The 21,518-nt window shown below is 65.3% G+C and carries 21 protein-coding genes and 1 pseudogene; 16 read left to right on the forward strand and 6 right to left on the reverse strand.

Going from position 1 to position 21,518, the window contains the following annotated elements:
• Positions 1-4: 4 nt before the first annotated feature.
• The 9 genes and pseudogenes from AWC27_RS23440 (at position 5) to AWC27_RS23480 (ending at position 10,220) form a co-directional block, all read left to right on the forward strand.
• Complete coding sequence (locus AWC27_RS23440) at positions 5-457, forward strand: MarR family winged helix-turn-helix transcriptional regulator (RefSeq protein ID WP_085672661.1); 453 nt, start codon at positions 5-7, stop codon at positions 455-457.
• Between the two features lie 63 nt (positions 458-520).
• Complete coding sequence (locus tag AWC27_RS23445; protein WP_085672662.1) at positions 521-1,366, forward strand: alpha/beta hydrolase family protein; 846 nt, start codon at positions 521-523, stop codon at positions 1,364-1,366.
• 6 nt (positions 1,367-1,372) lie between these two features.
• A complete protein-coding gene (locus AWC27_RS23450) occupies positions 1,373-5,509 on the forward strand; it encodes a caspase family protein (protein WP_085672663.1) in 4,137 nt (1,378 codons plus the stop codon).
• Positions 5,502-6,602, forward strand: a complete 1,101-nt coding sequence (locus AWC27_RS23455; RefSeq protein WP_085672664.1) for an NAD-dependent epimerase/dehydratase family protein — start codon at positions 5,502-5,504, stop codon at positions 6,600-6,602. Before AWC27_RS23450 ends, AWC27_RS23455 begins: the two co-directional genes overlap by 8 nt.
• Positions 6,603-6,710: 108 nt before the next feature.
• Positions 6,711-6,977, forward strand: a pseudogene (locus tag AWC27_RS23460) (2Fe-2S iron-sulfur cluster-binding protein); the annotation flags it as partial.
• Positions 6,978-6,990: 13 nt separating this feature from the next.
• Entirely contained in the window at positions 6,991-7,734 is a 744-nt protein-coding gene (locus tag AWC27_RS23465) for an SDR family NAD(P)-dependent oxidoreductase (RefSeq protein WP_085672666.1), read from the forward strand.
• Positions 7,735-7,752: 18 nt separating this feature from the next.
• Complete coding sequence (locus AWC27_RS23470) at positions 7,753-9,015, forward strand: aromatic ring-hydroxylating oxygenase subunit alpha (protein ID WP_085672667.1); 1,263 nt, start codon at positions 7,753-7,755, stop codon at positions 9,013-9,015.
• A 2-nt stretch (positions 9,016-9,017) separates the two neighbouring features.
• On the forward strand, positions 9,018-9,365 hold the full coding sequence (locus AWC27_RS23475; protein ID WP_085672692.1) for a hypothetical protein: 348 nt from the start codon (positions 9,018-9,020) through the stop codon (positions 9,363-9,365).
• 9 nt (positions 9,366-9,374) lie between these two features.
• Entirely contained in the window at positions 9,375-10,220 is an 846-nt protein-coding gene (locus AWC27_RS23480) for a TauD/TfdA dioxygenase family protein (RefSeq protein WP_085672668.1), read from the forward strand.
• Positions 10,221-10,241: 21 nt separating this feature from the next.
• Here AWC27_RS23480 and AWC27_RS23485 read toward each other — a convergent pair whose 3' ends face one another.
• Positions 10,242-10,973 (reverse strand): siderophore-interacting protein, encoded by a 732-nt coding sequence (locus AWC27_RS23485; RefSeq protein ID WP_085672669.1) that lies wholly within the window; start codon positions 10,971-10,973, stop codon positions 10,242-10,244.
• 97 nt (positions 10,974-11,070) lie between these two features.
• Here AWC27_RS23485 and AWC27_RS23490 point away from each other — a divergent pair, with 97 nt between their 5' ends.
• Positions 11,071-11,961, forward strand: coding sequence for a cyclopropane mycolic acid synthase family methyltransferase (locus tag AWC27_RS23490; protein WP_085672670.1), 891 nt, complete (start codon positions 11,071-11,073; stop codon positions 11,959-11,961).
• A gap of 16 nt (positions 11,962-11,977) precedes the next feature.
• Here AWC27_RS23490 and AWC27_RS23495 read toward each other — a convergent pair whose 3' ends face one another.
• From AWC27_RS23495 to AWC27_RS23510, 4 genes are all read right to left on the reverse strand, one after another.
• Entirely contained in the window at positions 11,978-12,427 is a 450-nt protein-coding gene (locus AWC27_RS23495) for an ATP-binding protein (protein WP_085672671.1), read from the reverse strand.
• Positions 12,428-12,508: 81 nt separating this feature from the next.
• Positions 12,509-12,859, reverse strand: a complete 351-nt coding sequence (locus AWC27_RS23500; RefSeq protein WP_085672672.1) for an STAS domain-containing protein — start codon at positions 12,857-12,859, stop codon at positions 12,509-12,511.
• A 211-nt stretch (positions 12,860-13,070) separates the two neighbouring features.
• Positions 13,071-13,640: a DUF998 domain-containing protein gene (locus AWC27_RS23505; protein ID WP_245847453.1), complete on the reverse strand. Its 570-nt coding sequence runs from the start codon at positions 13,638-13,640 to the stop codon at positions 13,071-13,073.
• 54 nt (positions 13,641-13,694) lie between these two features.
• A complete protein-coding gene (locus AWC27_RS23510; protein WP_085672674.1) occupies positions 13,695-14,525 on the reverse strand; it encodes an alpha/beta fold hydrolase in 831 nt (276 codons plus the stop codon).
• A gap of 62 nt (positions 14,526-14,587) precedes the next feature.
• On the opposite strand from AWC27_RS23510, the gene AWC27_RS23515 reads away from it, so the two are divergent.
• The gene (locus AWC27_RS23515) at positions 14,588-15,193 is read left to right on the forward strand and encodes a TetR/AcrR family transcriptional regulator (RefSeq protein ID WP_085672675.1); all 606 of its coding nucleotides are present in this window, start codon (positions 14,588-14,590) and stop codon (positions 15,191-15,193) included.
• On the opposite strand, the gene AWC27_RS23520 is transcribed toward AWC27_RS23515, so the two are convergent.
• On the reverse strand, positions 15,168-16,139 hold the full coding sequence (locus AWC27_RS23520; RefSeq protein ID WP_085672676.1) for a LysR family transcriptional regulator: 972 nt from the start codon (positions 16,137-16,139) through the stop codon (positions 15,168-15,170). The two genes, AWC27_RS23515 and AWC27_RS23520, sit on opposite strands and share 26 nt — an antisense overlap.
• Positions 16,140-16,234: 95 nt before the next feature.
• On the opposite strand from AWC27_RS23520, the gene AWC27_RS23525 reads away from it, so the two are divergent.
• The 5 genes from AWC27_RS23525 to AWC27_RS23545 form a co-directional block, all read left to right on the forward strand.
• Positions 16,235-17,350 carry a hypothetical protein gene (locus AWC27_RS23525; RefSeq protein WP_085672677.1) on the forward strand — a complete coding sequence of 372 codons (1,116 nt, stop codon included), beginning with the start codon at positions 16,235-16,237 and terminating at the stop codon, positions 17,348-17,350.
• Between the two features lie 26 nt (positions 17,351-17,376).
• Positions 17,377-17,955, forward strand: a complete 579-nt coding sequence (locus tag AWC27_RS23530) for a UGSC family (seleno)protein (RefSeq protein ID WP_085672678.1) — start codon at positions 17,377-17,379, stop codon at positions 17,953-17,955.
• Positions 17,952-19,124 carry a CaiB/BaiF CoA transferase family protein gene (locus tag AWC27_RS23535; RefSeq protein ID WP_085672679.1) on the forward strand — a complete coding sequence of 391 codons (1,173 nt, stop codon included), beginning with the start codon at positions 17,952-17,954 and terminating at the stop codon, positions 19,122-19,124. The genes AWC27_RS23530 and AWC27_RS23535 overlap by 4 nt, the downstream gene beginning before the upstream one ends.
• 10 nt (positions 19,125-19,134) lie before the next feature.
• Positions 19,135-20,292, forward strand: coding sequence for an acyl-CoA dehydrogenase family protein (locus AWC27_RS23540; RefSeq protein ID WP_085672680.1), 1,158 nt, complete (start codon positions 19,135-19,137; stop codon positions 20,290-20,292).
• Between the two features lie 132 nt (positions 20,293-20,424).
• A partial coding sequence (locus AWC27_RS23545; protein WP_139837170.1) for a PE family protein occupies positions 20,425-21,518 on the forward strand: 1,094 nt, incomplete at its 3' end.

Below are 21,518 nucleotides of genomic sequence, written 5' to 3' on the forward strand. Positions count from 1 at the left end.
AGCCATGGAACTCACCGACAACATTCTGTGGCTGCTCAAGCAGGCGTTTCACTTCTCGCTGACGACGGTGAACGAGGCCATCAGCGGCCACGGCGTCACCACTGCTCAGATCGGCCTGATGCGCCAGCTGGCCAACGAACCGGGCCTGTCCGGTGCCGAACTGGCCCGGCGGCTGCTGATCACCCCGCAGGCGGCCCAGCTCGCGCTCACCGCGCTCGAGCGCCGCGGCCTGGTGGAGCGCAAGCAGGATCCGCAGCATGGCCGGATCATGCAGGCCTATCTCACCGATCAGGGCCGCGCGGTGACCTCGGCGGTACTGGCCGACGCGCTGGCCGCACACGAATCGGTGTTCGGCGTGCTGAGCAGTGACGAGCAGCAGCTGCTGCACGACCTGCTGGCCCGTGTCGTCGAACAGGGCACCGGTCACACTCTGTTCAGCGAGCACACCGAGCCGTAGAGTCCGGGACTAGATAAAGGCCGGGAAAGGCCGGGAATAGCAGCAGCCCTTGCAGGAGATGTGATGGCCAAAGTTGTCGGAGTGCATGGGATCGCGCAGGAATACAAGGGTCCGAATTCGCTAAAAGCCGAATGGCTTCCCCACTTGAAGGACGGCGTGAAGTCGGGCGGCAAGGTTGCATTTCCAGATGATGATTTCGAGATGGCCTACTACGGCGACATGTTTCGTCCACCAGGTGTGATGGCCGGCGGTTTCCCGCCACTGAAGCCCAAAGATCTCAACGACGAGGACGCCGAACTGCTGGAGTTGCTGTGGCGCAAGGCTGCCCGCGTGGACCCGAAGGTTCCCGATCCCGACGCGGAGGTGATGGGGCGCACACCGCAGTGGGTGAAGCGTGCACTTAATGCGCTGAGCCAGAGTACGTTCTTCGCCGGGCTCGCCGAGAAGGTGATGATCGGAACGGTCAAACAGGTGCGGCTGTATTTCAGCGACATCAAGGTGCGCGCGGACGCAATTAATGCCGTCGGCGAAGCCGTCACTGCGGACACGCGCGTGGTGATCGGCCATTCGTTGGGCTCTGTAGTCGCATTCGAAGCGCTGGCCGCTGCCAAACCTGATTGGCAGGTCCACACCCTGATCACCCTCGGTTCGCCGTTGGGGATCAGAAATCTGGTCTTCGACCGTCTTTCGCCCCCTCCGGTCAGGGGCCGCGGAATGCGCCCGCCCATACTGCGAAATTGGGTGAATGTCGCTGCGCCGGGCGACATCGTGGCTTTGGTACCGAAGCTCGCCGACTGTTTCGACGGCGTCACCGACGCGCGCATCGACACCGGAACACAGGCGCACGACATCAAGCCCTATCTGACCGAGGCCCTGGTCGGTCAGGCGGTGCTGGCAGGGTTGGCCTAGGCAGCCATGGCGCGGCGGCTGTTGGCGATAGGGACGGCCAAATACAAGGACACCCAGTCGTTCCCGCCACTGAAGTGTGTGCCGAAATCGGTGGAGACGATCACTGGCACGTTCCAGCGGATGGGTTTCGAGGTCCAGCCGTCTTTGAAGGACCCGACACAGAAGAAATTTATCGACACTGTGTCCCGATTTTTGCGACAGGAGTGTTCGCCGGGAGACGTCGCAGTTCTGTATGTGACCGGCCACGGTGTCTACGCCGCATACGGACACTATTTGGCTGCGCGCGACTCCGTTGACGGCCAGTACGAGACCATGGTCGATGCGGGATCCTTTATCCGCGCTCTGGGCGACAACCCAAAGCTGGAGCATCTGCTGATCATCCTGGACACCTGCTACGGCGAGCGGGCCGCCGACGACATGGCGCGCGCGGCATTACAGGTCAAGGAGCAGTGGCCGGACAACCCGAGGCGGCGCTACTCGGTGGTGGCCTCGGCGCGCACCAGCCAAACGGCCGACCAACTGGTGTTCGCGCAGGCGTTAAGCCAGGCGCTGGATCTGTTGCGCAGCACTTCCGGGACGAAGGTCGAGTTCATTTCCCTGGACAGGGTGGTGGATCGCACCAATCGCCTGCTCGAATCGTCGACCGACGCTAACCAGCGGGCTGTCGCACTGACCCTGGTGACTTCGCCCTACGAGGAAATATTCTTCGAGAACCCCTTGTATGCGGGTTCGGTGCCGGCCACATCCGAAGTGGCCGATGACGATGAGTTGCAGTCACATTGGCTGCCGAGAGCACGCGGCGAAGCGGCCGAGGGCAGGCCCTCACTCTTCGTGACGCGGCAACCGCTCATCGACGAGATCCTCGACTGGCACGCAGATCCGTCGCGGCCCGGTCTGTTCGTGGTGACCGCGAGCCCGGGCATGGGTAAATCCGCATTGCTGGCCCAGTTCGTCGTCGGGGCTGCTAACGGCTTGACTCATCGGCTTGGCGTGATTCGGGCGATACACGCCCGCGGCTTACTCGCAGAGGTTGTAGCGCAACGGATTAGCGACATTCTCAATAACCCCGCGCCTGTCCCGGGCGCGACCGTCATCGTCGACGCGGTGGATGAGGCGTTGAATTCCGACGCTATCGAAAAGCTGGTCCTCAAACCGCTTCTCGCCAAAGGCATCCGGGTGGTGGCCGGTATCCGGCCCGGTCTGACGCGCACCCTGAATCTCGATCGCGTCACCTTGGACCTTGACGGCAGAACCGACGATGAGGACGTCGGGAAGTACGTTTTTGGATTGCTCACCCAAAGCGACCCCAGCCCGTATACCGAGCACCACGACCGCGCCACCGATGTCGCTGCCGCCGTAGCGTCGTTGACGGCCGGCAACTTTCTCGTCGCCGGCGCATTCGCCCGTGCGCTGTGTGGCATGAAGATCCTCACGCCCGTCCAAGTCGTGGCGGCCTATCAGTCATTCGGCAGCCTCGCCGGCATTTTCGAAGGTGATCTTGCGCGCATCGACGACAAGTCCGGGCGAGTGCGCGAACTGCTCGGCGTACTGGCGTGGTCACAAGGTGCGGGCGTCCCGTGGGAGGGTATCTGGCCCGCGGTGGGCCGCGCCCTGCGTGACTACGCGACCTACACCGACGACGATGTCCAGCAAGTGCTGAGCGCGGCGGGCGATTATGTGGTGGAGACAGCCGCCGGGGGCAGCTCCTACTACCGGCTCTATCACGAACTATTCGCAGAACACCTGCGCAAAGGCACCGATGCCACCGATGCGCACCGACGAATTACCGAGGCGCTGATCGCCGAGACCCCGACCAAACTCGACGGCACCAAAGACTGGGCCGGTGCACACCCTTACGTGCGGGACTATTTGGCAGAGCACGCCGCACGCGCCGGTGTCCTGGACGATCTGCTTGCCGACCCCGCGCTTGTCCTGGCGATGGAGCCGGTGCGGTTGGGTGTCGCATTGAGCCGTAACCGGGGCCGTGACGCCGGCCCTAACGAGGCTGCGGTTCTGCAGTGTCTGGAGCACTTGCGATCGGGAAACACCCAGACCATGGCCAGCCAACTGGCGCTGGCGGCGCTGCAATCCGGCGCCGACGACCTCGCACGCAATACCGTCGTCGTCGCCAAAGGCGCTGCCTGGCGGCCGTCATGGACACGCTGGTCGCCCAACCCGCCTCATACGGTGCTGGCCCGGCTGACTGGCGGAATCATCGCCGCATGCGTGATCGACGGTGACACCCCACTGGTGGTCGCTGCGTCAAACGACGGCGAATTGGTCTGTGTCGAACTGATTTCCGCGCAATTGGTGTGGCGCACGACCCTCGACGAAGCCGTACTGGCGCTCGCGTCGGCGCCGAACCTCGTCGCGGCGGGCCATAGCTCGCGGATCACGCTGTTGGACCCGCTGACCGGAGACCCAAAAGGGTTGGTGCCCATGACGTTCGCGGGCAGCCGACATACGTCCGGATTTGCGCCGCACGTCCACTCGCTCGGGTTGACGTGTGAGGGTGACGAGGTGCTGCTTGCTGTCGGCACCATCTTCGACGCCGACCGCACCCCGCATATCGGTGACCAGCCTGCGAAATCGGGCCGCCTGCAGCTGTGGCGGGTCGACACCGAGCCGCCACAACTCAAGTGGAACGTCGCCGCATTCGGCGGCTCGGTGATCACGCTGGACTGGCGGCGTACAGGGCGCGGGCTGGAGATCGTGGCCGGGGGTGACCCGGGTGACGAGGATCCCGAGACCTCCGCCGTCGCGCGGGTATTCGACGCCGAGGGTCGGGTGATCCACCAGGCCGGAGACGAAATCTATGACGCCGTTGTCAGCCACGCCTGCGTCGGCGGCGATGGCACTGTCCTGCTATGGACATGGGGCCCCTACTCCCGTGTGGTGCGATGGTCACCCGACACCGACGCGGTAGCCGGCTACGAGTACTTCGACAGCATCGAGACGGTCACCCGGGCCGGCGATATATGGCTGATGGGCACCGGCAATGGCGTAATCCCGTTTTCGCACAACAAATGGGAGCCGTTGGGCGCGGGGCACGGAAACTCGGTGGCCGTCCGCGGCCTCGCGGTTGCCGCGACGCCCGAGACGACCTTCGTCGTCGCCACCCACGGCGAGCTGGCAACGAGGTGGGACCTCGCCACCCTGCTCGCCTCGACCGGCACAGCACGTCGGGACGTTACCTCCTGCACTCCGGTTGTCGCGGGGATGGTGGCCTGCGGCGTGTACGACGGCCGGGGCGGAGCCCTGGAAACCATCCGGGTAACCGATGGCGCACTGGTTGCGCGGAGCGAGAAGGTCCTGTTACCAACGGCATTGCACGCGACCGCTGATCGCCCGAGTGAGTTTCTCGACGCGGTGGGCGTTGTCAACGGCGGCAAGGCCGGGGGAAAGATACAACGGCTGGCGTTGCAGGACCATTCGCCGGTTGCTGAGCCCCTATGGTTCAGCGACAACGCGCAGGTGCGTGGCTTCGCCGACGCCGCCGGCTGGTTATTGGCCTGTGGTGACGGCGGCTACCTGCGGCTGTTCGAGATCGAAACCGGTGAGACGGTTCCACCGCTGCGGTACAACGAATTTCAGCTCACGCAGGTCGATGTTGCCGAGGTAGCGGGGAAGCCGACGATCGTCGCCCTCGATTACCGCGGGTCGCTGGTGTTGTGGGATTGGGCCGCCACCATGGCGGCGCAGGTTGGTTTCTTCGAGCCGGGTATCAATGCCGCCAGCGGCGAAGACATATCCGGTGATGTGGAATCGGCCGGGTTCGCCATCTGGCAGCACGGTGCTGAGATCGCCTTCCTCCGGGCCGGCCAGAACGGTGTGGTGTATCTGAATTCGTTTCCACGCCAACCGAATAGCGACGTTCTCTCCTGGGGACGGCGGAGCCATTGGCGCGCTCACCCCAAGGCGATCAAGGCCATCGCGCGACTCGGTGCGGCCTGGGCGGTTACCGGTGACAGCGCCGGGTTGCTGCGGATCTGGTGGTTACCCGATCGATCGCTGGTCACGGAAGCGTCGCTGGGCGCGGGCATCAAAACGATCCGCGTCGTCGACGAACACCAGATATTGGTCGGCACCGCATCGGGATTGGTGTCGTTGTGCCTTGAAGTGAAGGCGGCAAATGATGTCTGAGACGGTACTTGTCACTGGGGCCTTCGGTCTGGTCGGCTCTGCGATGGTGAAGCGTTTGGCGGCCGACGGCCGCCGAGTGATCGCTACCGGCCGCAACAGTGTGGCCAATCGCAAGGCCGCGCAACGACTGCCGGCGCGCGTGCAGGTCCAGTGGGCCGACCTCACCGACGCTGCCGACATCGATCGGCTCGTCTCTGATGCGGCACCGACCGCGATCATCCACTTGGCCGCGGTCATTCCGCCCGCTATCTACCGCGACGCCAGATTCGCCCGCAAGGTCAACGTCGAGGGCACCGCGGCACTGGTGCGGTCCGCCGAAATGCTGCCAAATCCGCCCCGGTTCCTACACGCGTCGAGTTGCGGTGTCTACGGCGCACCCAACCCGTATCGAAGCCCGGGCCTGTGTGGTCCGGACACACCCCCGAACCCATGTGACTTGTACAGCGGACACAAGCTCGAAGCCGAGGAAGCGGTTCGCTCGTCGCGCCTGAATTGGGTGATCCTGCGGCTGGGCGCGGTATTCACCGCGGACCCCGAGGAAGAGAACTTCGACGCCGACATCGTGTACTTCGGCAGCGCACAGCCGTCGGACGGGCGGGTGCACTCGGTCGACGTCCGCGACGCGGCCGCCGCATTCGCGGCGGCAACCACCGCGGACGTCGTCGGCGCGACGCTGCTGATCGCCGGGGACGAATCACACCTGCTGACATTCGGTGCTACCGGAGAGGAGCCCGCGGCGGCTCGAGGACTCAGTGGGCTGAGCAAGGCACTACAGTGCCGACCGGGTGATCCCGAAAGCGATCACGACTGGTTCCTCAACTGCTGGATGGACGTCACCCGAGCGCAAGAACTTCTGCAGTTTCAGCAGCATTCGTGGCCGGACATGCTTGCCGAAATGCGCGCCAATGCGGGCTGGAAGCTACCCGCGACGCGGCTGGCAGCTCCACTCGCCCGGGCCATGGTGAAACGCCAAGCGGCGTACCGCAATTGGCCGGGCGTTTACGCACAGCCATGGGAGGTACTGCGCCGGCGGTATGGCGAGACCGGCCTCGATACCCCGAATACCCGCGCCCCAGGCATGTCAAGTACTTGATACCAAAGACAAGTACTTGATACTCTCGCGTGGATGGGAAACGTGGGAGCAAGCGGCTACGTCGGTAACCCCACGCCTCATCCCACTGCGCAGGACTCCAAAACTGAACAGGTGACGATCCAGCTGGACCGGCGCACCATTACCGTGAGCTACCGGGCCGGCTCCACTTTGCTGGAGACCGCGCGCATCGCCGGGCTACGTGCGCCGTCGTCGTGTGAAATCGGTTCCTGCGGAACATGTATGGCCCGGCTGACCGACGGCAGCGCACGAATGATCAACAATGACGCGCTCACCGAGCAGGAGGTGGCCGAAGGGTGGGTGCTGACCTGCCAGTCGTTGCCGATCAGTGCATCGGTGACGGTGGTGTACGAGTAGGGAGCGAGAGGCGATGACACGGGTGGCGGTGGTATCCGGCGGCGCGTCGGGTATGGGTGAGGCGACCTGTCACGAGTTGGGCCGGCGTGGCCATCAGGTAGCCGTGCTCGACATCGACGGGGAAGCGGCACACCGGGTGGCCGAAGATCTTCGTGCCGAAGGGGTTACCGCCTTGGGCGTGGCCGCCGACGTCACTGATCGCCCGGCGGTGGAAGAGGCCTTCGCCAAGGTACGCAGCAAGCTGGGCCCGGTGGGCATTCTAGTCACGAGTGCCGGCATGGTCGGCTTCGGAAAATTCACCGAGATCACCCTCGAATCCTGGTCGCGCATCATCGATGTCAACCTCAACGGCACCTTTCATTGCTGCCAGGTGGCACTGCCGGACATGATCGCGGCGAAATGGGGCCGCATCGTGATGATCTCGTCGTCGAGTGCCCAGCGGGGCTCGCCGCGCATGGCGCACTACGCGGCGTCCAAGGGCGCGGTGATCACGCTGACGAAATCGCTGGCCAACGAGTATGCGCCGATGGGAATCACCGTCAACAACATCCCCCCATCGGGCATCGAGACGCCGATGCAGCGACAGTCGCAGGCCGCCGGGCAGCTTGGCTCCAACGAGACGCTGGCGCGCCGAATTCCGGTGGGCCACCTAGGTACTGGCGACGACATCGCCGCGGCGGTGGGCTTCTTGTGTTCGGAGGAGGCCGGTTTCATTACCGGCCAAGTGCTCGGCGTCAACGGCGGAGCCGTGATGTGAGCAGAGAGGCAGGTTCGGATGGCGCGATGGCCTAAGCCGGCGGAGGGCACCTGGACCGAGCACTACCCACAGCTCGGCACCGGCCCGATCTCCTTCCGTGACTCGACATCGCCGGAGTTCTACGAACTCGAACGTGAGGCGATCTTCAAACGGGCGTGGCTCAACGTCGCACGCGTCGAGGAGTTACCACGGGTGGGCAGCTACCTCACCAAAGAGATCGAGTCCGCACGCGCCTCGATCATCGTCGTCAAGGGCAAAGACGAACACATCAGAGCGTTCCATAACATCTGCCGCCATCGCGGAAACAAGCTGGTATGGAACGACTTTCCGCACCGGGAGACCTCCGGCGTATGCCGGCAGTTCACCTGCAAATACCACGGCTGGCGCTACGACCTCGACGGCGCGCTCACGTTCGTGCAGCAGGAGTCCGAGTTCTTCGACCTCGACCGGTCGGATTATGGCTTAAGCCCGGTGCACTGTGACGTCTGGAACGGCTTCATCTTCATCAACTTCGATGAGCGGCCGCGGCAGAACCTGCGGGAGTTCCTCGGCCCGATGATCACCGCGCTGGACGACTATCCGTTCGGCAGGCTGACCGAACGCTACGACTTCCTGGCGCACAACAACAGCAACTGGAAGATCTTCGCCGACGCGTTCCAGGAGTACTATCACGTTCCGTCCCTGCATCCCCAGCAGGTGCCCTCGGCGGTGCGCGACCCCAACGCCGGTTTCGAGTGCGCGCACTTCCAGATCGACGGCCCGCATCGGGTGGTGTCGACGGCGGGCACCCGGCGCTGGCTGATGGCTCCGGAATACATGTATCCGATCGAACGGGCAACGCGCAGTGGACTTGTCGGCCCGTGGCGCACTCCCGATATCGGCGAGCTGCCCGCCGGGCTGAACCCCGGTGGCATCGAGCCTTGGGGCATCAGCAACTTCCAGATCTTCCCCAACTTGGAAATCCTCATCTACGGCGGCTGGTATCTGCTCTACCGGTACTGGCCGACGTCGCACAACACGCACCGTTTCGAGGCCTACACCGCCTTCCACCCCGCACGCAGCGTCCGGGAACGCGTCGAGCACGAAGTGGCCGCGGTGGTGCTCAAGGAATTCGCCCTGCAGGACGCGGGAATGCTCGGGGGTACCCAGGCGGCGCTGGAGACCGGCATCGTCGACGAGTTCCCCCTCAACGACCAGGAAATCCTGGTGCGCCACCTGCACAAGGAAGTCGTCGACTGGGTCGAGCAATACCAGCGCGGGACTCAGCCGGTGGGAGTGTAGATATAACTACTGCAAAGCCTGGGTGCCTACTGCCCAGCGCGTTCGCCGAGCTCGAAGAGTTCGCCCAAACCTGGTGCCTGCCAACCGAGGCCGAGCGATGGAACCAGCGCATGGCCACCAGCATGACCGAGATGCGGGGGTTTTATCAGGCCTTCTTCCCGCGGGTCGAGGAGGCCATCGAGTACTGCGACAAGTTTTCCCTCGATGACCTGCCCGACGACGCGGCCAATCTGCTGCACCTCATCTATTCGCTGGTGATGGTCGCGATGGCGGTCGAGATCTTCGGTCAGCCAAGGCCCACGGACTCGGCCGACGCCGTCCTTGACCGCGTCGGCGAACCGGTGCCCTGAGGACTGGCGATGAGTGTGCTCACCATCAACAGACTCACCCCGTCGGTCGGTGCCGAGGTGCTCGGTGTCGACTTGCGACGGCTGGCCTGCGATGATTCGCTGGGCAACGCGGTGATGGAGGCGCTGGAGGACAATGGCGTCCTGGTCTTCCGCGGACTTGGTTTGAAACCGCAAGCGCAAGTGGACTTCTGCCGCCGGCTCGGCGAGGTCGACTTCTCTTCCGATGGGCACCACCCGGTAGCCGGCATCTATCCGATCACTCTGGACACTTCGAAGAACTCTTCGGCCGCCTATCTGCGCGCCACGTTCGACTGGCACATCGACGGCTGCACTCCCACCGGTGACGAATGCCCGCAGAAAGCCACGGTGCTGTCCGCGGTTGCGGTAGCCGAACGCGGTGGCGAAACCGAATTCGCCAATTCCTATGCGGCATATGACCAGTTGAGCGACGAAGAGAAGCGACGGCTCGGCTCGCTGCGAGTGGTGCATTCACTGGAAGCCTCGCAGCGGCGCATCACTGCCGATCCGACGCCGGAGCAGGTGCAACGCTGGCGGCAACGGCGCACGCACGAGCATCCGTTGATCTGGACGCATCGCAGCGGCCGCAAATCGCTGGTGTTGGGCGCTTCGGCGGACTACATCGTCGGGATGGACCGCGACGATGGCCGCGCGTTGCTAGACGAATTGCTCAGGCGTGCAACAAAAGCCGACAAGGTCTACCGGCACAGCTGGTCGGTAGGCGACACCGTCATCTGGGACAACCAGGGTGTGCTGCACCGCGCCGCCCCCTATGACCCGGACTCGCCGCGGGAATTGCTGCGTACCACCGTGCTGGGCGACGAGCCCATCGAATAGGCCTGCCGCCGTCCGGCCGCGTTAACCCATGGACCGTCCCACCATCCAGTAAGCCCGCGCGGCGATCGACTTGCGGGGTATGCCGAAGTCGTGCTGCAGGACCCGGCTAACCGACCGCGTGGTGCGGCTGTCGCAGGCAACCCAGCCGAAGTGGCCGTTCGCGTCGAACGCCGCCGCTTTGACCCTGCGCACCAGGGCGCTTCCGTCGTCCACGCGGTCGACCCAGGTGATTCCCTCGCTTCGGGCAACCGGCAGGTCCGTGTCGTCGTCGTAGCCCGCCTCCAAGAACACCTGAGCGGGAGCGTCGCCGATCGCGCTCAGCAGCGAGTTGATCGCCGGCAGCGACGCGGCGTCGCCGACGAGAATGTATCCGGCCGGCTCAGGCTCAGGAAGGGCGAACTTGGTGCCCAAAACGGTCGCCTTGATGACGTCACCGGGCTGCGCCGCGGCTGCCCAGCGAGATGCCAGACCGCCGTGCAATGCGAATTCGACGTCCACCGTGTCGCCCACGGGATCCGGGTTGACCAGTGTATATCCGCGCTGGTGCAGCTTGTCCCCGTCGGCGAACCACATCCGCACCCACATCGTCGGGTGCGGCGGGTGCGCTTCGAGCATGCCGGCGGCGTCGAAGCTCAGCCGCAGGTAGTGGGGGCTGATTTGGCGCCGGCCGGTGACGGTGAGGCGGTAATCGCCCGCACCAAGCAATTTCATTACCGCCCCGGCCAGACCGCGGGAACCTCGCTCTTCGCGCATATCCGCGAGTACCCCTAGACTTCGAAGTTCAGCAAGTCGATCACCGTCCCCCAGAGCCTCGACGGTCCGACGACATACCAGCAACAAAGGTTGTGCCTTGCCCGATAATCACGATGAATCCGCCACGTTAGCTCCCCACTTCGAGGACGTACAGGCACACTACGACCTGTCCGACGATTTCTTCAGACTGTTCCTGGATCCGACGCAGACCTACAGCTGTGCCTATTTCCAGCGCGACGACATGACGCTCGAAGAGGCGCAGATCGCCAAGATCGACCTCTCACTCGGCAAACTCGGACTACAACCGGGCATGACGCTGCTCGACATCGGGTGCGGCTGGGGCGCTACGGTCACTCGTGCTTTAGAGCGTTACGACGTGAACGTCGTCGGCCTGACGCTGAGTCGCAATCAGCAGGCCCATACGCAGCAACTGCTCGACAAACATCCCAGCGGCCGAAGCAAGCGCGTGCTACTGCAGGGCTGGGAGCAGTTCGACGAAAAGGTCGACCGCATCGTGTCTATCGGGGCCTTCGAACACTTCGGGCGTGACCGCTACGACGATTTCTTCGCGATGGCTTACCGGGCTCTTCCCGCTGACGGCGTGATGTTGTTGCATTCCATCATCAAGCCCAGCGATGAAGAATTCGCCGAGCGTGGATTGCCGATCACCATGACCAAGCTGCGGTTCATGAAATTCATCATGGACGAGATTTTCCCGGGCGGTGACCTGCCCAACGCCCAGGCCGTTACGGAGCATGCGGAGCGCGCCGGCTTCTCCGTCAAGCTGGTCCAGCCGCTACGTCTGCATTACGCCCGCACTCTGGACACCTGGGCTGCCGCGCTCGAGGCGCACCGCGATGAGGCTATTGCGATCCAGTCACAGGAGGTCTACGACCGGTACATGAAGTACTTGACCGGTTGCGCCGACCTGTTTCGCGAGGGCTACACCGACGTGGCGCAATTCACCCTGGCCAAGGCTGACGGCTAACCCTCGCCGGGCGTTGCTACCCGCAGCTCGATTGCCGCAGACGGTTCCAGGTCAAGGTGACGTGGGTTCCGTTCGGTGTGCAATCGATGGTTGCCGTGTCGGCGAGTGCCCGCATTAAGGGGATGCCGCGGCCGCGGATCTGAAATCGCGTCCCGCCGGCCGCCGGCTCCGGGACACGCCACCGGCCGCGGTCATTGACGGTAACGGCGAGGGTGTCGGAATTTTCGTCGTAGGCGGCGCTGACATCGAGCGTTCCACTGTGCGAGAAATCGGTGTAGGCGAATTCGGCGGCATTGGCCAGCGCTTCGTTTACCGCCAGCAGCAGATCGTTGAACCGTTCGGCGCTGAGCGCGAAATGCCTCTGCAGCCAATTTCCGAACTCGAGCCGAGTCTGAGCGGCACTCGGCGCATCGGCGACAACCCGGGTCCGCTGGAACCGGGAGCGGTCGTCGATGCAGGTAACCATTCAGTGCCGATCATGAGAGAGCCATTGCGGCAGGCATAGATTTCTGCCGGGTACCCATCCCGGCAATCTTTAACGCATTGGTTACTCGCCGAGAGCGCTGTCCAGGTCGCGGAACAGCGGGACCACCGAGTCGATTCCCATGAGCTTGATCGGCCGGCTGGTGGCCGCGCCCTCGGCGACGACCGCCAGCCGGGTGTGCGGCTGCGCCTCAGCCTGGGCGGTGACCAGCACACTCATCCCGGCCGACGCGAGAAATTCCACTTTGGACAGGTCGACGATGAGAACCGCGGGCCGACTGTCCAGCGCGGTGCGTATCGCCTCCTCGAGCTGCGGGGCGGTCAGCATGTCTACTTCGCCGGACACGGTGAGCACGACCGCCTTTTTCACCCGGCTTTCCTCGACCGCGAACGCTCCATTACCTGGACCAACCATGCCGTACCTCACATCCGTTCCTGGTGGGAGACCGCCAGTCCGAAGCCGACCATTCTTATTCGACGGGCTGTGGATTCAACCCTGCGGGAAACGCTGCGTACAGCGGCAATCCTATTGCCATTGCGCTTGCGCAGCGGGCTGGACGCGGCCCTCGCATTCCCTTGACCCTAATCGACCGCCGAGCGGCAAAGACTGGCAGGCAGTCAATTGGCTAACACTTCTTGCCCGCGCGGATCAGCAGGCATATCGAGGTGAGCAACTGCCACGTGCTGATCGAGTACACGCTTCCGCGTTCGGCCGCCCCATTTGGCAACACTACGGTCCGGCCCGCTACTGAGTTGACGACCAGCAAGGCCAGACATGACAAGCCCAGGGCCGCAATGAGTCGAGAGACCATCTGGTACCAGCGGCGGCCGCCGACCGGCGCCACCAGGCCTGCGCCGGCCGTCGCCGCCACGATCGCCGCGTTGCCACCCACGATTGCCAGCGCGGCACCGGCGACGTGCACCTTTCCGCTGTGCACGATTGCGATCACCATGTTCCCAACGGCATTCGCCGCGACCAGACCCAGGAAAAGCTGAGCCCGTCGCCTGTGCGGTAGCCCGACAATCAGCAGTGCCCCGAGCAGAAACAGGGTTCCCTGCAGGTAGAACGCCGCATGCATGAAATAGGCCTGCGGCGCAGCCAACCCCAGGTCGCTGACGTAGTCGGTCCAGTAGCTGTAGCCGGGCCGGTAACCTGCGGCGACCGCCTCGAGCACCAGGTACCCTACGGCAGCCACCACCCACACGGTGGCTGCACGCGCGGTACCCAAGCGGGCCTTTCGGGTAGGGACTTAAGCCGATACTGCGATGCTCGACAGCAGATCGGCAAGACGATCCGGACGGTCCAGCATCGAGAACGTCCGTGCGCCGTCGATCACCTCAAGACGGGCGTTCGGGATGGTGGCGGCCAGTCGCTCGCCGTCTTCGAGCGGGAAGAACTGGTCGTCGGCCGACCACGCGATGAGGGCCGGCTTGCCGAACTCGGGCAGCCGCTGCGCAACGCGCAGCGTCACTTCGGTGCGCAGCGACAGGGTGAACTGGCGGAGATCCTCTGCGATCCGCGGGTCGGACAGTCCGGGGCGCACCCAGGCCTGGGTGAGTTGGTCGATGTCGCGGTGCGCCAGGCCGGCGAAGGCGCGCTTGCGCGCCGCCGGAGCCCGCATCGCCTGACTCACCGCCCGGAACGACGTCTTCGACCTCGCGGCCAGAATCACCGGTTTCAGGATCGGCGGCGGAAAGTGTTCAAACGCATCGCAACTCGTGAGCACCAAAGCACCGAGACGTTCGGGGTGATGCACGGCGACCAGTTGCGCGATCACTCCGCCGGTGTCATTGCCCACCAGCACCACGTCCTGCAGGTCGAGGGCGGCCAGTACGTCGGCGACCATGCGCGCGACGCCGCCGATGGTTCGATCCGCGCCGGGCCGCAGCGGCTGTGCATGGGCACCCAGTGGCCAGGTGGGGACGATGCAGCGCAGTCCGTGCCCGGCGAGCCGCTCGCTCACCTGTCGCCACAGCTGCCCGCCCATCAGGTACCCGTGCACGAAAACAACCGGTCTGCCGCCCTCGGGTCCGGTTGCTTCGTAATGGATGGTTCCGGCACTAATGTCGATCGACGACATGGATAACCCCCACTTCGAGATATAGTTAAAAACAGGCTGTCTGTAACTTACCAACAGGTTGTATGGAAATCAAGAGACGCACCCAGGAAGAGCGCTCCGCGGCCACCCGCGAGGCGTTGATTTCGGCCGCCCGCAAACTCTGGGGCGCACGCGGTTACGCAGAGGTCGGAACGCCGGAGATCGCCAAAGAGGCGGGTCTGACCCGCGGCGCGATGTACCACCAATTCGCCGACAAGGCAGCGCTGTTCCGCGAGGTCGTCGAGGCGGTTGAGCAGGACGTGATGGCCCGGATGGCCACGCTGGTGGCGTCTTCGGGGGCCAAGTCGCCGGCGGATGCGATCCGCGCCGCTGTCGATGCCTGGCTGGAAGTGTCCGGCGAACCCGAAGTGCGCCAGCTGATCCTGCTCGACGCGCCCGCGGTGCTCGGTTGGGCCGGCTTCCGCGAGGTGGCCCAGCGATACAGCCTCGGAATGACCGAGCAGTTGCTCGCAGAGGCCGTTCGGGCGGGTCAATTGGCGCGTCAACCGGTACGGCCGCTGGCGACGGTGATGATCGGTGCGCTCGACGAGGCCGCTATGGCCATTGCCACTGCCGAGGATCCCAAGGGGGCCCGTCGGGAAATCCGGCAGGTGCTGCGCCGGCTCATCGACGGGATGCTGGACGACTGACGTCGTGCGGTTTCGACGCGAGCTGCGGATAGTGCTCGCTGAGGTCCCGCAGGTATTGGGGCGCCGATTGCCTGGCGACGTTGAGAAAGCAACGCACGCTTGGTGATTGGTTGGAGGTGCGCCAAACCAGGGCCAGCGGGCGATACGGCAGCGGGCCGCGGAGCGGGACGAACCGGACACCCTTGCGATTGAGATTGATGAAAGATGTTGGCAGCAGGGCGATTCCAGCACCCGAAGCCACCAGCGCGAGAATCGTCTGAATGCGCGGCACTTCGTCGACGACGGGTGGATCGATGTCGTGTAGCCGGAACAGCTCGACCACGTCGGCGTAGGTGGTGCTCGCCGCGGCGCGCGTCCACAGCACGATCGGCTGATCTTTCAGCTGCGACGGATCGATCCGCTCATGGCCGGCAAGCGGGTCGTCTTCGCACACGACCGCGGCAAGGGGATCATCGATGAGCGTCTGGATGGTCAGCGTCGGCTCGTCGACGGGTCCGCGCACAAAGCCGACGTCGAGGCGGTGTTCAACCAGTTGGGCCACCTGCTCGGTGGTGGTCATTTCGGTCAGTTCGAGCTTGACGTCGGGGTACTCGCGCCGGTGGGTGCGCATGACGTAGGACAAGACGCCATCCACCGCGGCTTGCAGGGCACCGATATGAAGATGGCCGAGATGCCCGGTGGCCGCCTTGCGTGCAGCTGCGAAGGCGCGCTCGGCGTGCGTAAGCGCGAGCCGGGCCTCTTCGAACAGTGCATTGCCGGCGTCGGTGAGCTCGATCGGGCGCCGGGATCGATCGATGAGTTCGGCCCCCAGCTGGCGTTCGAGCTTCTGAATCTGCTGGCTCAGCGGCGGCTGGGCAATATGCAGCCGCTCGGCGGCGCGGCCGAAGTGACGTTCCTCGGCGACGGTGACGAAGTACCGCAGCAGCCGCAGCTCCGGGTCAGACATATCTGCAGAATATAATAGCTGTATCAATATGTCTTGGACGTAGATGGTGCTGCGAACCTACGGTGGTCCCAACGAGCAACGTAGGAGGCAATGAAATGACCGCGGTGATCACCGAGGAACGCGATCTCGTCGAGTACTACTTCGACCAGCCGTGGAGCGACGGCCTGCCGGTGGTCCCTCCGACGCCCGAGCGCGTTGCGGCCGTGCTGGACGTATTGGGTGGTGAGCCAAAAGAACTCGTGGCCCGCATTCCGCCGCGGTGGGGCAGCCTGACCCGTGAGCTGCTGGCCGTGAACATGGTGATGGCCGGGTGCAAGCCCGAGTACGCCCCCGTCGTCCGCGCCGCAATCCTGGCATTGGCCGACGCACGGTTCAATCTCAACGGCATTCAGGCCACCACCCACGTCGTCTCACCGCTGGTGGTCGTCAACGGCCCCATTGCCCGCGAGATCGGAATGAACTCCGGCGGAAACGTTTTCGGCTCGGGCAACCGCGCCAATGCCACGATCGGCCGCGCCGTCAGGCTGATCCTGCTCAGCGTCGGCGGCGGCATTCCGGGCGAACTCGACAAGAGCACGCTGGGCCATCCCGGCAAGTACACCTTCTGCATCGCCGAAAACGAAGAGGCCAGTCCGTGGGCGCCTTACCACGTCGAGCACGGCTACGCCCCCGAAGACAGCACCGTCCTGGTGATCGGGGCCGAAGCCCCGCACAGCGTCACCAACCACATTTCCGATGACCCGCAGGGGATTCTGGACTCCATTGCGTCGGCCATGAGCACCATCGCGCACAACAACGCGGTGCTCGGCGGCTCATGCACGGTGGTCATCGGGGTGGAGCATGCCCGCACCATCGCCTCCTTCGGCTGGAGCCGCGACGACGTCCGCCGCTACCTGTGGTTCAACGGCACCAACGATTGGGACGACGTGAGCTATGGGGATCGCTACGCCCCGCCGGGCGGACACACCTATAACCGCAACCTGCCCAAGTGGTACCCCCGGGTCTCAGGCCGCAAGCTGCCAATTGTGTTCACCCCCGACGACATTCACCTGTTCGTCGCCGGCGGCGCCGCAGGCCGATTCTCGGCCTTTCTGCCCGGCTGGAGCACAGCGACGACACCGGTGCTGCGCGCCATCGAGGGCCACGCCGAACAGGCGACCAGTGCCAGCGTCCGCGAACTTGATTGCTCCGACGGCGCCTGCCGCCTGTGATCCCGACCAGTCTGAGGAGAGAAGAAATGAACGACTACATCTATGACCCGTGCGGCGTGGTCGAGGTGACGGCCATCCCGATGGCCCCGCGGCCGACCAGCATCGAGGGCTTGCGCCTGGGCGTGCTGAGCAACACCAAATGGAACGCCGCCAAGCTGTTGCGCGCCACCGTGCGTGAATTGACTGAGCACGGAATCGCTTTCGCCTCGGTTACCTATTACGACAAGCACCACTTCTCCTCCGACGCCAGTCCGGAACTGATCAGCCAGATCGCTGCCGAGAACGACGTCGCGCTGACGGCGATCGGCGACTGCGGGTCGTGCTGCTCGGCGTGTGTCAACGACGGGGTACGCCTGGAAGCGGCTGGGGTGCCCACGGTAGTCATCGTCACCACCGAGTTCGAATTGGAGGCGCGCTTGCAGCGCGAGTCGCGCGGGATGGCCGGTCTGGAGCCCGCGGTGGCCACTCACCCGATCAGCAGCCTGACGCTCGAACAGCTCGACGGCCGGGCCGCCGAGATCGCCCCGCAAGCCCGACGGATCTGGTTCGTCGCCGCCGCTGCAAACGGGCACCTGCGGGCGGCTCTGGAGGCCACGGCCAAATGACGAATGATCAAGCGCCACCGCCGCTTTCGAAGCTGCTGGTGGTCGATTTCTCGCGGATACTGGCCGGGCCGTTCTGCACGATGACCCTCGGTGACCTGGGCGCTGACATCATCAAGATCGAACGCCCCGAGGGCGACGACACCCGAGCCTGGGGTCCGCCGTTCGTCGACGACGAAAGCACCTACTACCTCGGCGTCAACCGCAACAAGCGCAGCATCGTCCTCGATCTGCGCGACCCTGAGGACCTGCAGACGGCTAAGACGCTCGCCGAGCGCGCCGACGTGGTGGTGGAGAACTTCCGCCCCGGCACCATGGCGCGGTTCGGATTGGACGAACCCACCATTCGCCGGGCCAACCCGACAGTGGTCTACTGCAGCATCTCGGCGTTCGGATCGGGCGAAGGCGGCAGCCTGGCCGGATACGACCTGCTGGTGCAGGCGCTGGGCGGGTTGATGAGCATCACCGGGCCGGATCCCGAGACACCGACCAAGGTCGGGGTGGCGCTGGTCGACGTGCTGGCCGGCCTGTTCGCCACGGTCGGCATTTTGGCGGCGCTGCGCGAACGCGACCAGCACGGGCGCGGCCAGTACGTCGAGATCAACCTGATGTCGGCGCTGCTGTCGGCGCTGGCCAACCAGTCCGCCAGTTATGTTCTGGCGGGCGAGGTTCCGCGCGCGATGGGCAACGGACATGCCAGCATCGCGCCCTACGACACCTATCGGACCGGTGACGGAATGATCGTGCTGGCGGTGGGCAATGACAAGCAGTTCGCCCAACTCTGCGGCGCCCTGGGCATCGCCCACCTGGCGCAGGATCAGCGCTTCGCCACCAACGAACTGCGGGTGCGCAACCGAGTTCTGTTGCGCGAGTACCTGGAAACCGCGTTGGCCCCCAACTCCGGCAAGTATTGGTCGAGAATTCTGCCCGAACTCGGCGTGCCGGCCGGTGCGGTCAACAACATCGCCGAGGCCTTCGCCCTGGCCGAGCAGCTCGGCCTGCAACCGCTGCGCGACACCGAAGACGGCGAAGGTCCCGGCCCCCAGGTAGCCAGCCCGATCAAGCTGTCCGCCACACCCGTGACCTACCGCACCAGAGCACCGCGGCTGGGCGAACACACCAGCGCGATCCGCAGCTGGCTCGCCAGCCTCGCCGGTCGCCGAACAGCCTGATAGGAAAACAATGAGTGCACACGACTTCTTGACCATCGACGGCGGCTTGTCGGATGAGGAACGACTGATCCGCGACACCGTTCGTGCCTATGTCCGCCGCGACCTGCTGCCCCGGCTGCCCGAGGCCTACGCAGATGGCTACCTGCCCGCCGGATTCCCCACAGCTGCAGGCGAACTCGGCCTACTCGGCATGCACCTGCACGGCTACGACTGCCCCGGTATGAGCGCCGTCTCCTACGGCCTGGCATGCATGGAGCTCGAGGCCGGCGACAGTGGGTTGCGCAGCTTCGTGTCAGTGCAGGGTTCGCTGGCCATGTTCGCGATCTGGCGTTACGGCAGCGAGCAGCAGAAGCAAACCTGGTTGCCGTCGATGGCGCGGGGCACGGCCGTCGGATGCTTCGGACTCACCGAGCCCGACGCGGGCAGCGATCCCGCCGGCATGCGCACGACCGCTCGGCGCGAGGGCGACGAGTGGGTCCTCAACGGCGCCAAGATGTGGATCACCAACGGCGATATCGCCGACGTGGCGGTGATCTGGGCGAAGACGCCCGACGGCATCCGCGGATTCGTGCTGCCGCGCAACACCTCTGGCTTCACGGCGCGCGAGATCCGGCACAAGCTGTCGCTGCGTGCGTCGACCACCGCGGAGCTGGCTTTCGAGGATTGCCGGCTGCCGCTGGACGCCATGCTTCCCGAGGCCCGCGGTCTGCGGGCACCGCTGTCCTGCCTTACCGAAGCCCGATTCGGAATCATCTGGGGAGCGGTCGGAGCCGCCCGGGCCTGCTACGAGGCCGCGCTCGACTATGCCGGCAGCAGAACGCAATTCGGCCGGCCGATCGCCGGATTCCAGCTCACCCAGCACAAGCTTGTCGAGATGCTCACCGAGGTCAACCTCTGCTATCTGTTGGCCCTGCATCTGGGCCGGCTCAAGGATGCCGGTCAGCTACAGCCCGAACAAGTGAGCTTCGGCAAGCTGCACAACGTGCGTAAAGCACTGGATGTGGCGCGGATGGCCCGAACGATATTGGGCGCCAACGGAATCACCCTGGACTACCCGGTAATGCGCCATATGGCCAATCTCGAGTCGGTGCTCACCTATGAGGGCACCAGCGAGGTCCACACGCTGGTGCTGGGTCAGGCCATCACCGGCTTAGCGGCCTTTCACTGACGCCCGGGGCGGACACGCAGCCGTTTGCCCAACTTTCCGGCCTGTCCTGGTCCGAGACGTAATACTCTCTGACCAGACAACCCCGCTTCTGGCCATGCCGTAACGGGCCGAGCTTTGCTGGAAGGTGCCCACATGCTATTCGTGATCGCCGCCCCCGAGGCGCTGGCCACGGTCGCCGCGGATCTGGCCGCAGTCGGTTCGACATTGGGTGCGGCAACCACGGCAGCGGCGGCTCCGACGACAACGGTGCTGACCGCGGCCGAAGACGAAGTCTCGGCAGCGATCGCGGCCGTGTTCTCCGGACATGCCGTGGACTTTCAAGCGCTGAGTCAGCGGGCAGCAGCGGTCCATCGGCAGTTCGTGGAGGCACTGACCTCCGGCGCCGGCGCCTATGCCGGCGCCGAGGCCGCCAACGCGTCGCCGCTGCAGCAACTGCTCAACGCGATCAACGCACCCGTCCAAACGTTGACCGGACGTCCACTGATCGGCAATGGCACTAACGGCACTCCGGGCACGGGAGTAGACGGCACGCCCGGCGGATGGTTACTGGGCGACGGCGGCGCCGGCGGGTCGGGGGCTCCCGGGCAAAGCGGCGGTAACGGCGGTGCGGCCGGATTATTGGGTGCCGGCGGCGCCGGCGGTCCCGGGGGAAGCTCGCCGACCGGCAACGCCGGTAATGGCGGCAATGGCGGCGCCGGCGGTTGGCTATGGGGCCACGGTGGTGCGGGCGGTGGCGGCGGTAGCGCCACGGTGGCCGGCAACGGCGGCAATGGCGGGAGCGGCGGCTTGTTCGGCGGCGGCGGCATCGGCGGACTCGGCGGCAGCGGCAATACCGGGGGCACCGGCGGAGCCGGCGGCCACGCCGGTCTGCTCGCCGGCGCCGGCGGAGCGGGCGGAGCAGGCGGATTCGGCTCACTGGGAACCGGCGGCGCCGGGGGCGCCGGCGGTGTGGGCGGCTGGGTCTTCGGCCCCGGCGGGGCCGGCGGGGACGGCGGTTTCGGCGAAGTGGCCGGCGGTAACGGCGGACACGGCGGCGCCGGCGGTCTGCTGCTCTCCAACGGCGGAGTCGGCGGCGCGGGCGGGGCCGGCGTGGACCAGGGCGGCGTGGGCGGGACCGGTGGCGATGCCCTGCTGGTCGGCAACGGCGGTGCCGGCGGCGTCGGCGGGGCGGCGGTGGCGGGCGGGTTGGCCGGGCTTGCCGGACCCGGCGGCGCCGGCGGTAAAGG

Source organism: Mycobacterium szulgai, from assembly GCF_002116635.1.
GTDB classification, from domain to species: domain Bacteria; phylum Actinomycetota; class Actinomycetes; order Mycobacteriales; family Mycobacteriaceae; genus Mycobacterium; species Mycobacterium szulgai.

Excerpts from the sequence above, each read along its gene's own strand:
- AWC27_RS23440 (WP_085672661.1), top strand. The coding sequence starts at position 5 with ATGGAACTCACCGACAACATTCTGTGGCTGCTCAAGCAGGCGTTTCAC.
- AWC27_RS23445 (WP_085672662.1), top strand. The coding sequence starts at position 521 with ATGGCCAAAGTTGTCGGAGTGCATGGGATCGCGCAGGAATACAAGGGT.
- AWC27_RS23450 (WP_085672663.1), top strand. The coding sequence starts at position 1,373 with ATGGCGCGGCGGCTGTTGGCGATAGGGACGGCCAAATACAAGGACACC.
- AWC27_RS23455 (WP_085672664.1), top strand. The coding sequence starts at position 5,502 with ATGTCTGAGACGGTACTTGTCACTGGGGCCTTCGGTCTGGTCGGCTCT.
- AWC27_RS23465 (WP_085672666.1), top strand. The coding sequence starts at position 6,991 with ATGACACGGGTGGCGGTGGTATCCGGCGGCGCGTCGGGTATGGGTGAG.
- AWC27_RS23470 (WP_085672667.1), top strand. The coding sequence starts at position 7,753 with ATGGCGCGATGGCCTAAGCCGGCGGAGGGCACCTGGACCGAGCACTAC.
- AWC27_RS23480 (WP_085672668.1), top strand. The coding sequence starts at position 9,375 with ATGAGTGTGCTCACCATCAACAGACTCACCCCGTCGGTCGGTGCCGAG.
- AWC27_RS23485 (WP_085672669.1), bottom strand. The coding sequence starts at position 10,973 with ATGCGCGAAGAGCGAGGTTCCCGCGGTCTGGCCGGGGCGGTAATGAAA.
- AWC27_RS23495 (WP_085672671.1), bottom strand. The coding sequence starts at position 12,427 with ATGGTTACCTGCATCGACGACCGCTCCCGGTTCCAGCGGACCCGGGTT.
- AWC27_RS23500 (WP_085672672.1), bottom strand. The coding sequence starts at position 12,859 with ATGGTTGGTCCAGGTAATGGAGCGTTCGCGGTCGAGGAAAGCCGGGTG.
- AWC27_RS23510 (WP_085672674.1), bottom strand. The coding sequence starts at position 14,525 with ATGTCGTCGATCGACATTAGTGCCGGAACCATCCATTACGAAGCAACC.
- AWC27_RS23515 (WP_085672675.1), top strand. The coding sequence starts at position 14,588 with ATGGAAATCAAGAGACGCACCCAGGAAGAGCGCTCCGCGGCCACCCGC.
- AWC27_RS23520 (WP_085672676.1), bottom strand. The coding sequence starts at position 16,139 with ATGTCTGACCCGGAGCTGCGGCTGCTGCGGTACTTCGTCACCGTCGCC.
- AWC27_RS23525 (WP_085672677.1), top strand. The coding sequence starts at position 16,235 with ATGACCGCGGTGATCACCGAGGAACGCGATCTCGTCGAGTACTACTTC.
- AWC27_RS23530 (WP_085672678.1), top strand. The coding sequence starts at position 17,377 with ATGAACGACTACATCTATGACCCGTGCGGCGTGGTCGAGGTGACGGCC.
- AWC27_RS23535 (WP_085672679.1), top strand. The coding sequence starts at position 17,952 with ATGACGAATGATCAAGCGCCACCGCCGCTTTCGAAGCTGCTGGTGGTC.
- AWC27_RS23540 (WP_085672680.1), top strand. The coding sequence starts at position 19,135 with ATGAGTGCACACGACTTCTTGACCATCGACGGCGGCTTGTCGGATGAG.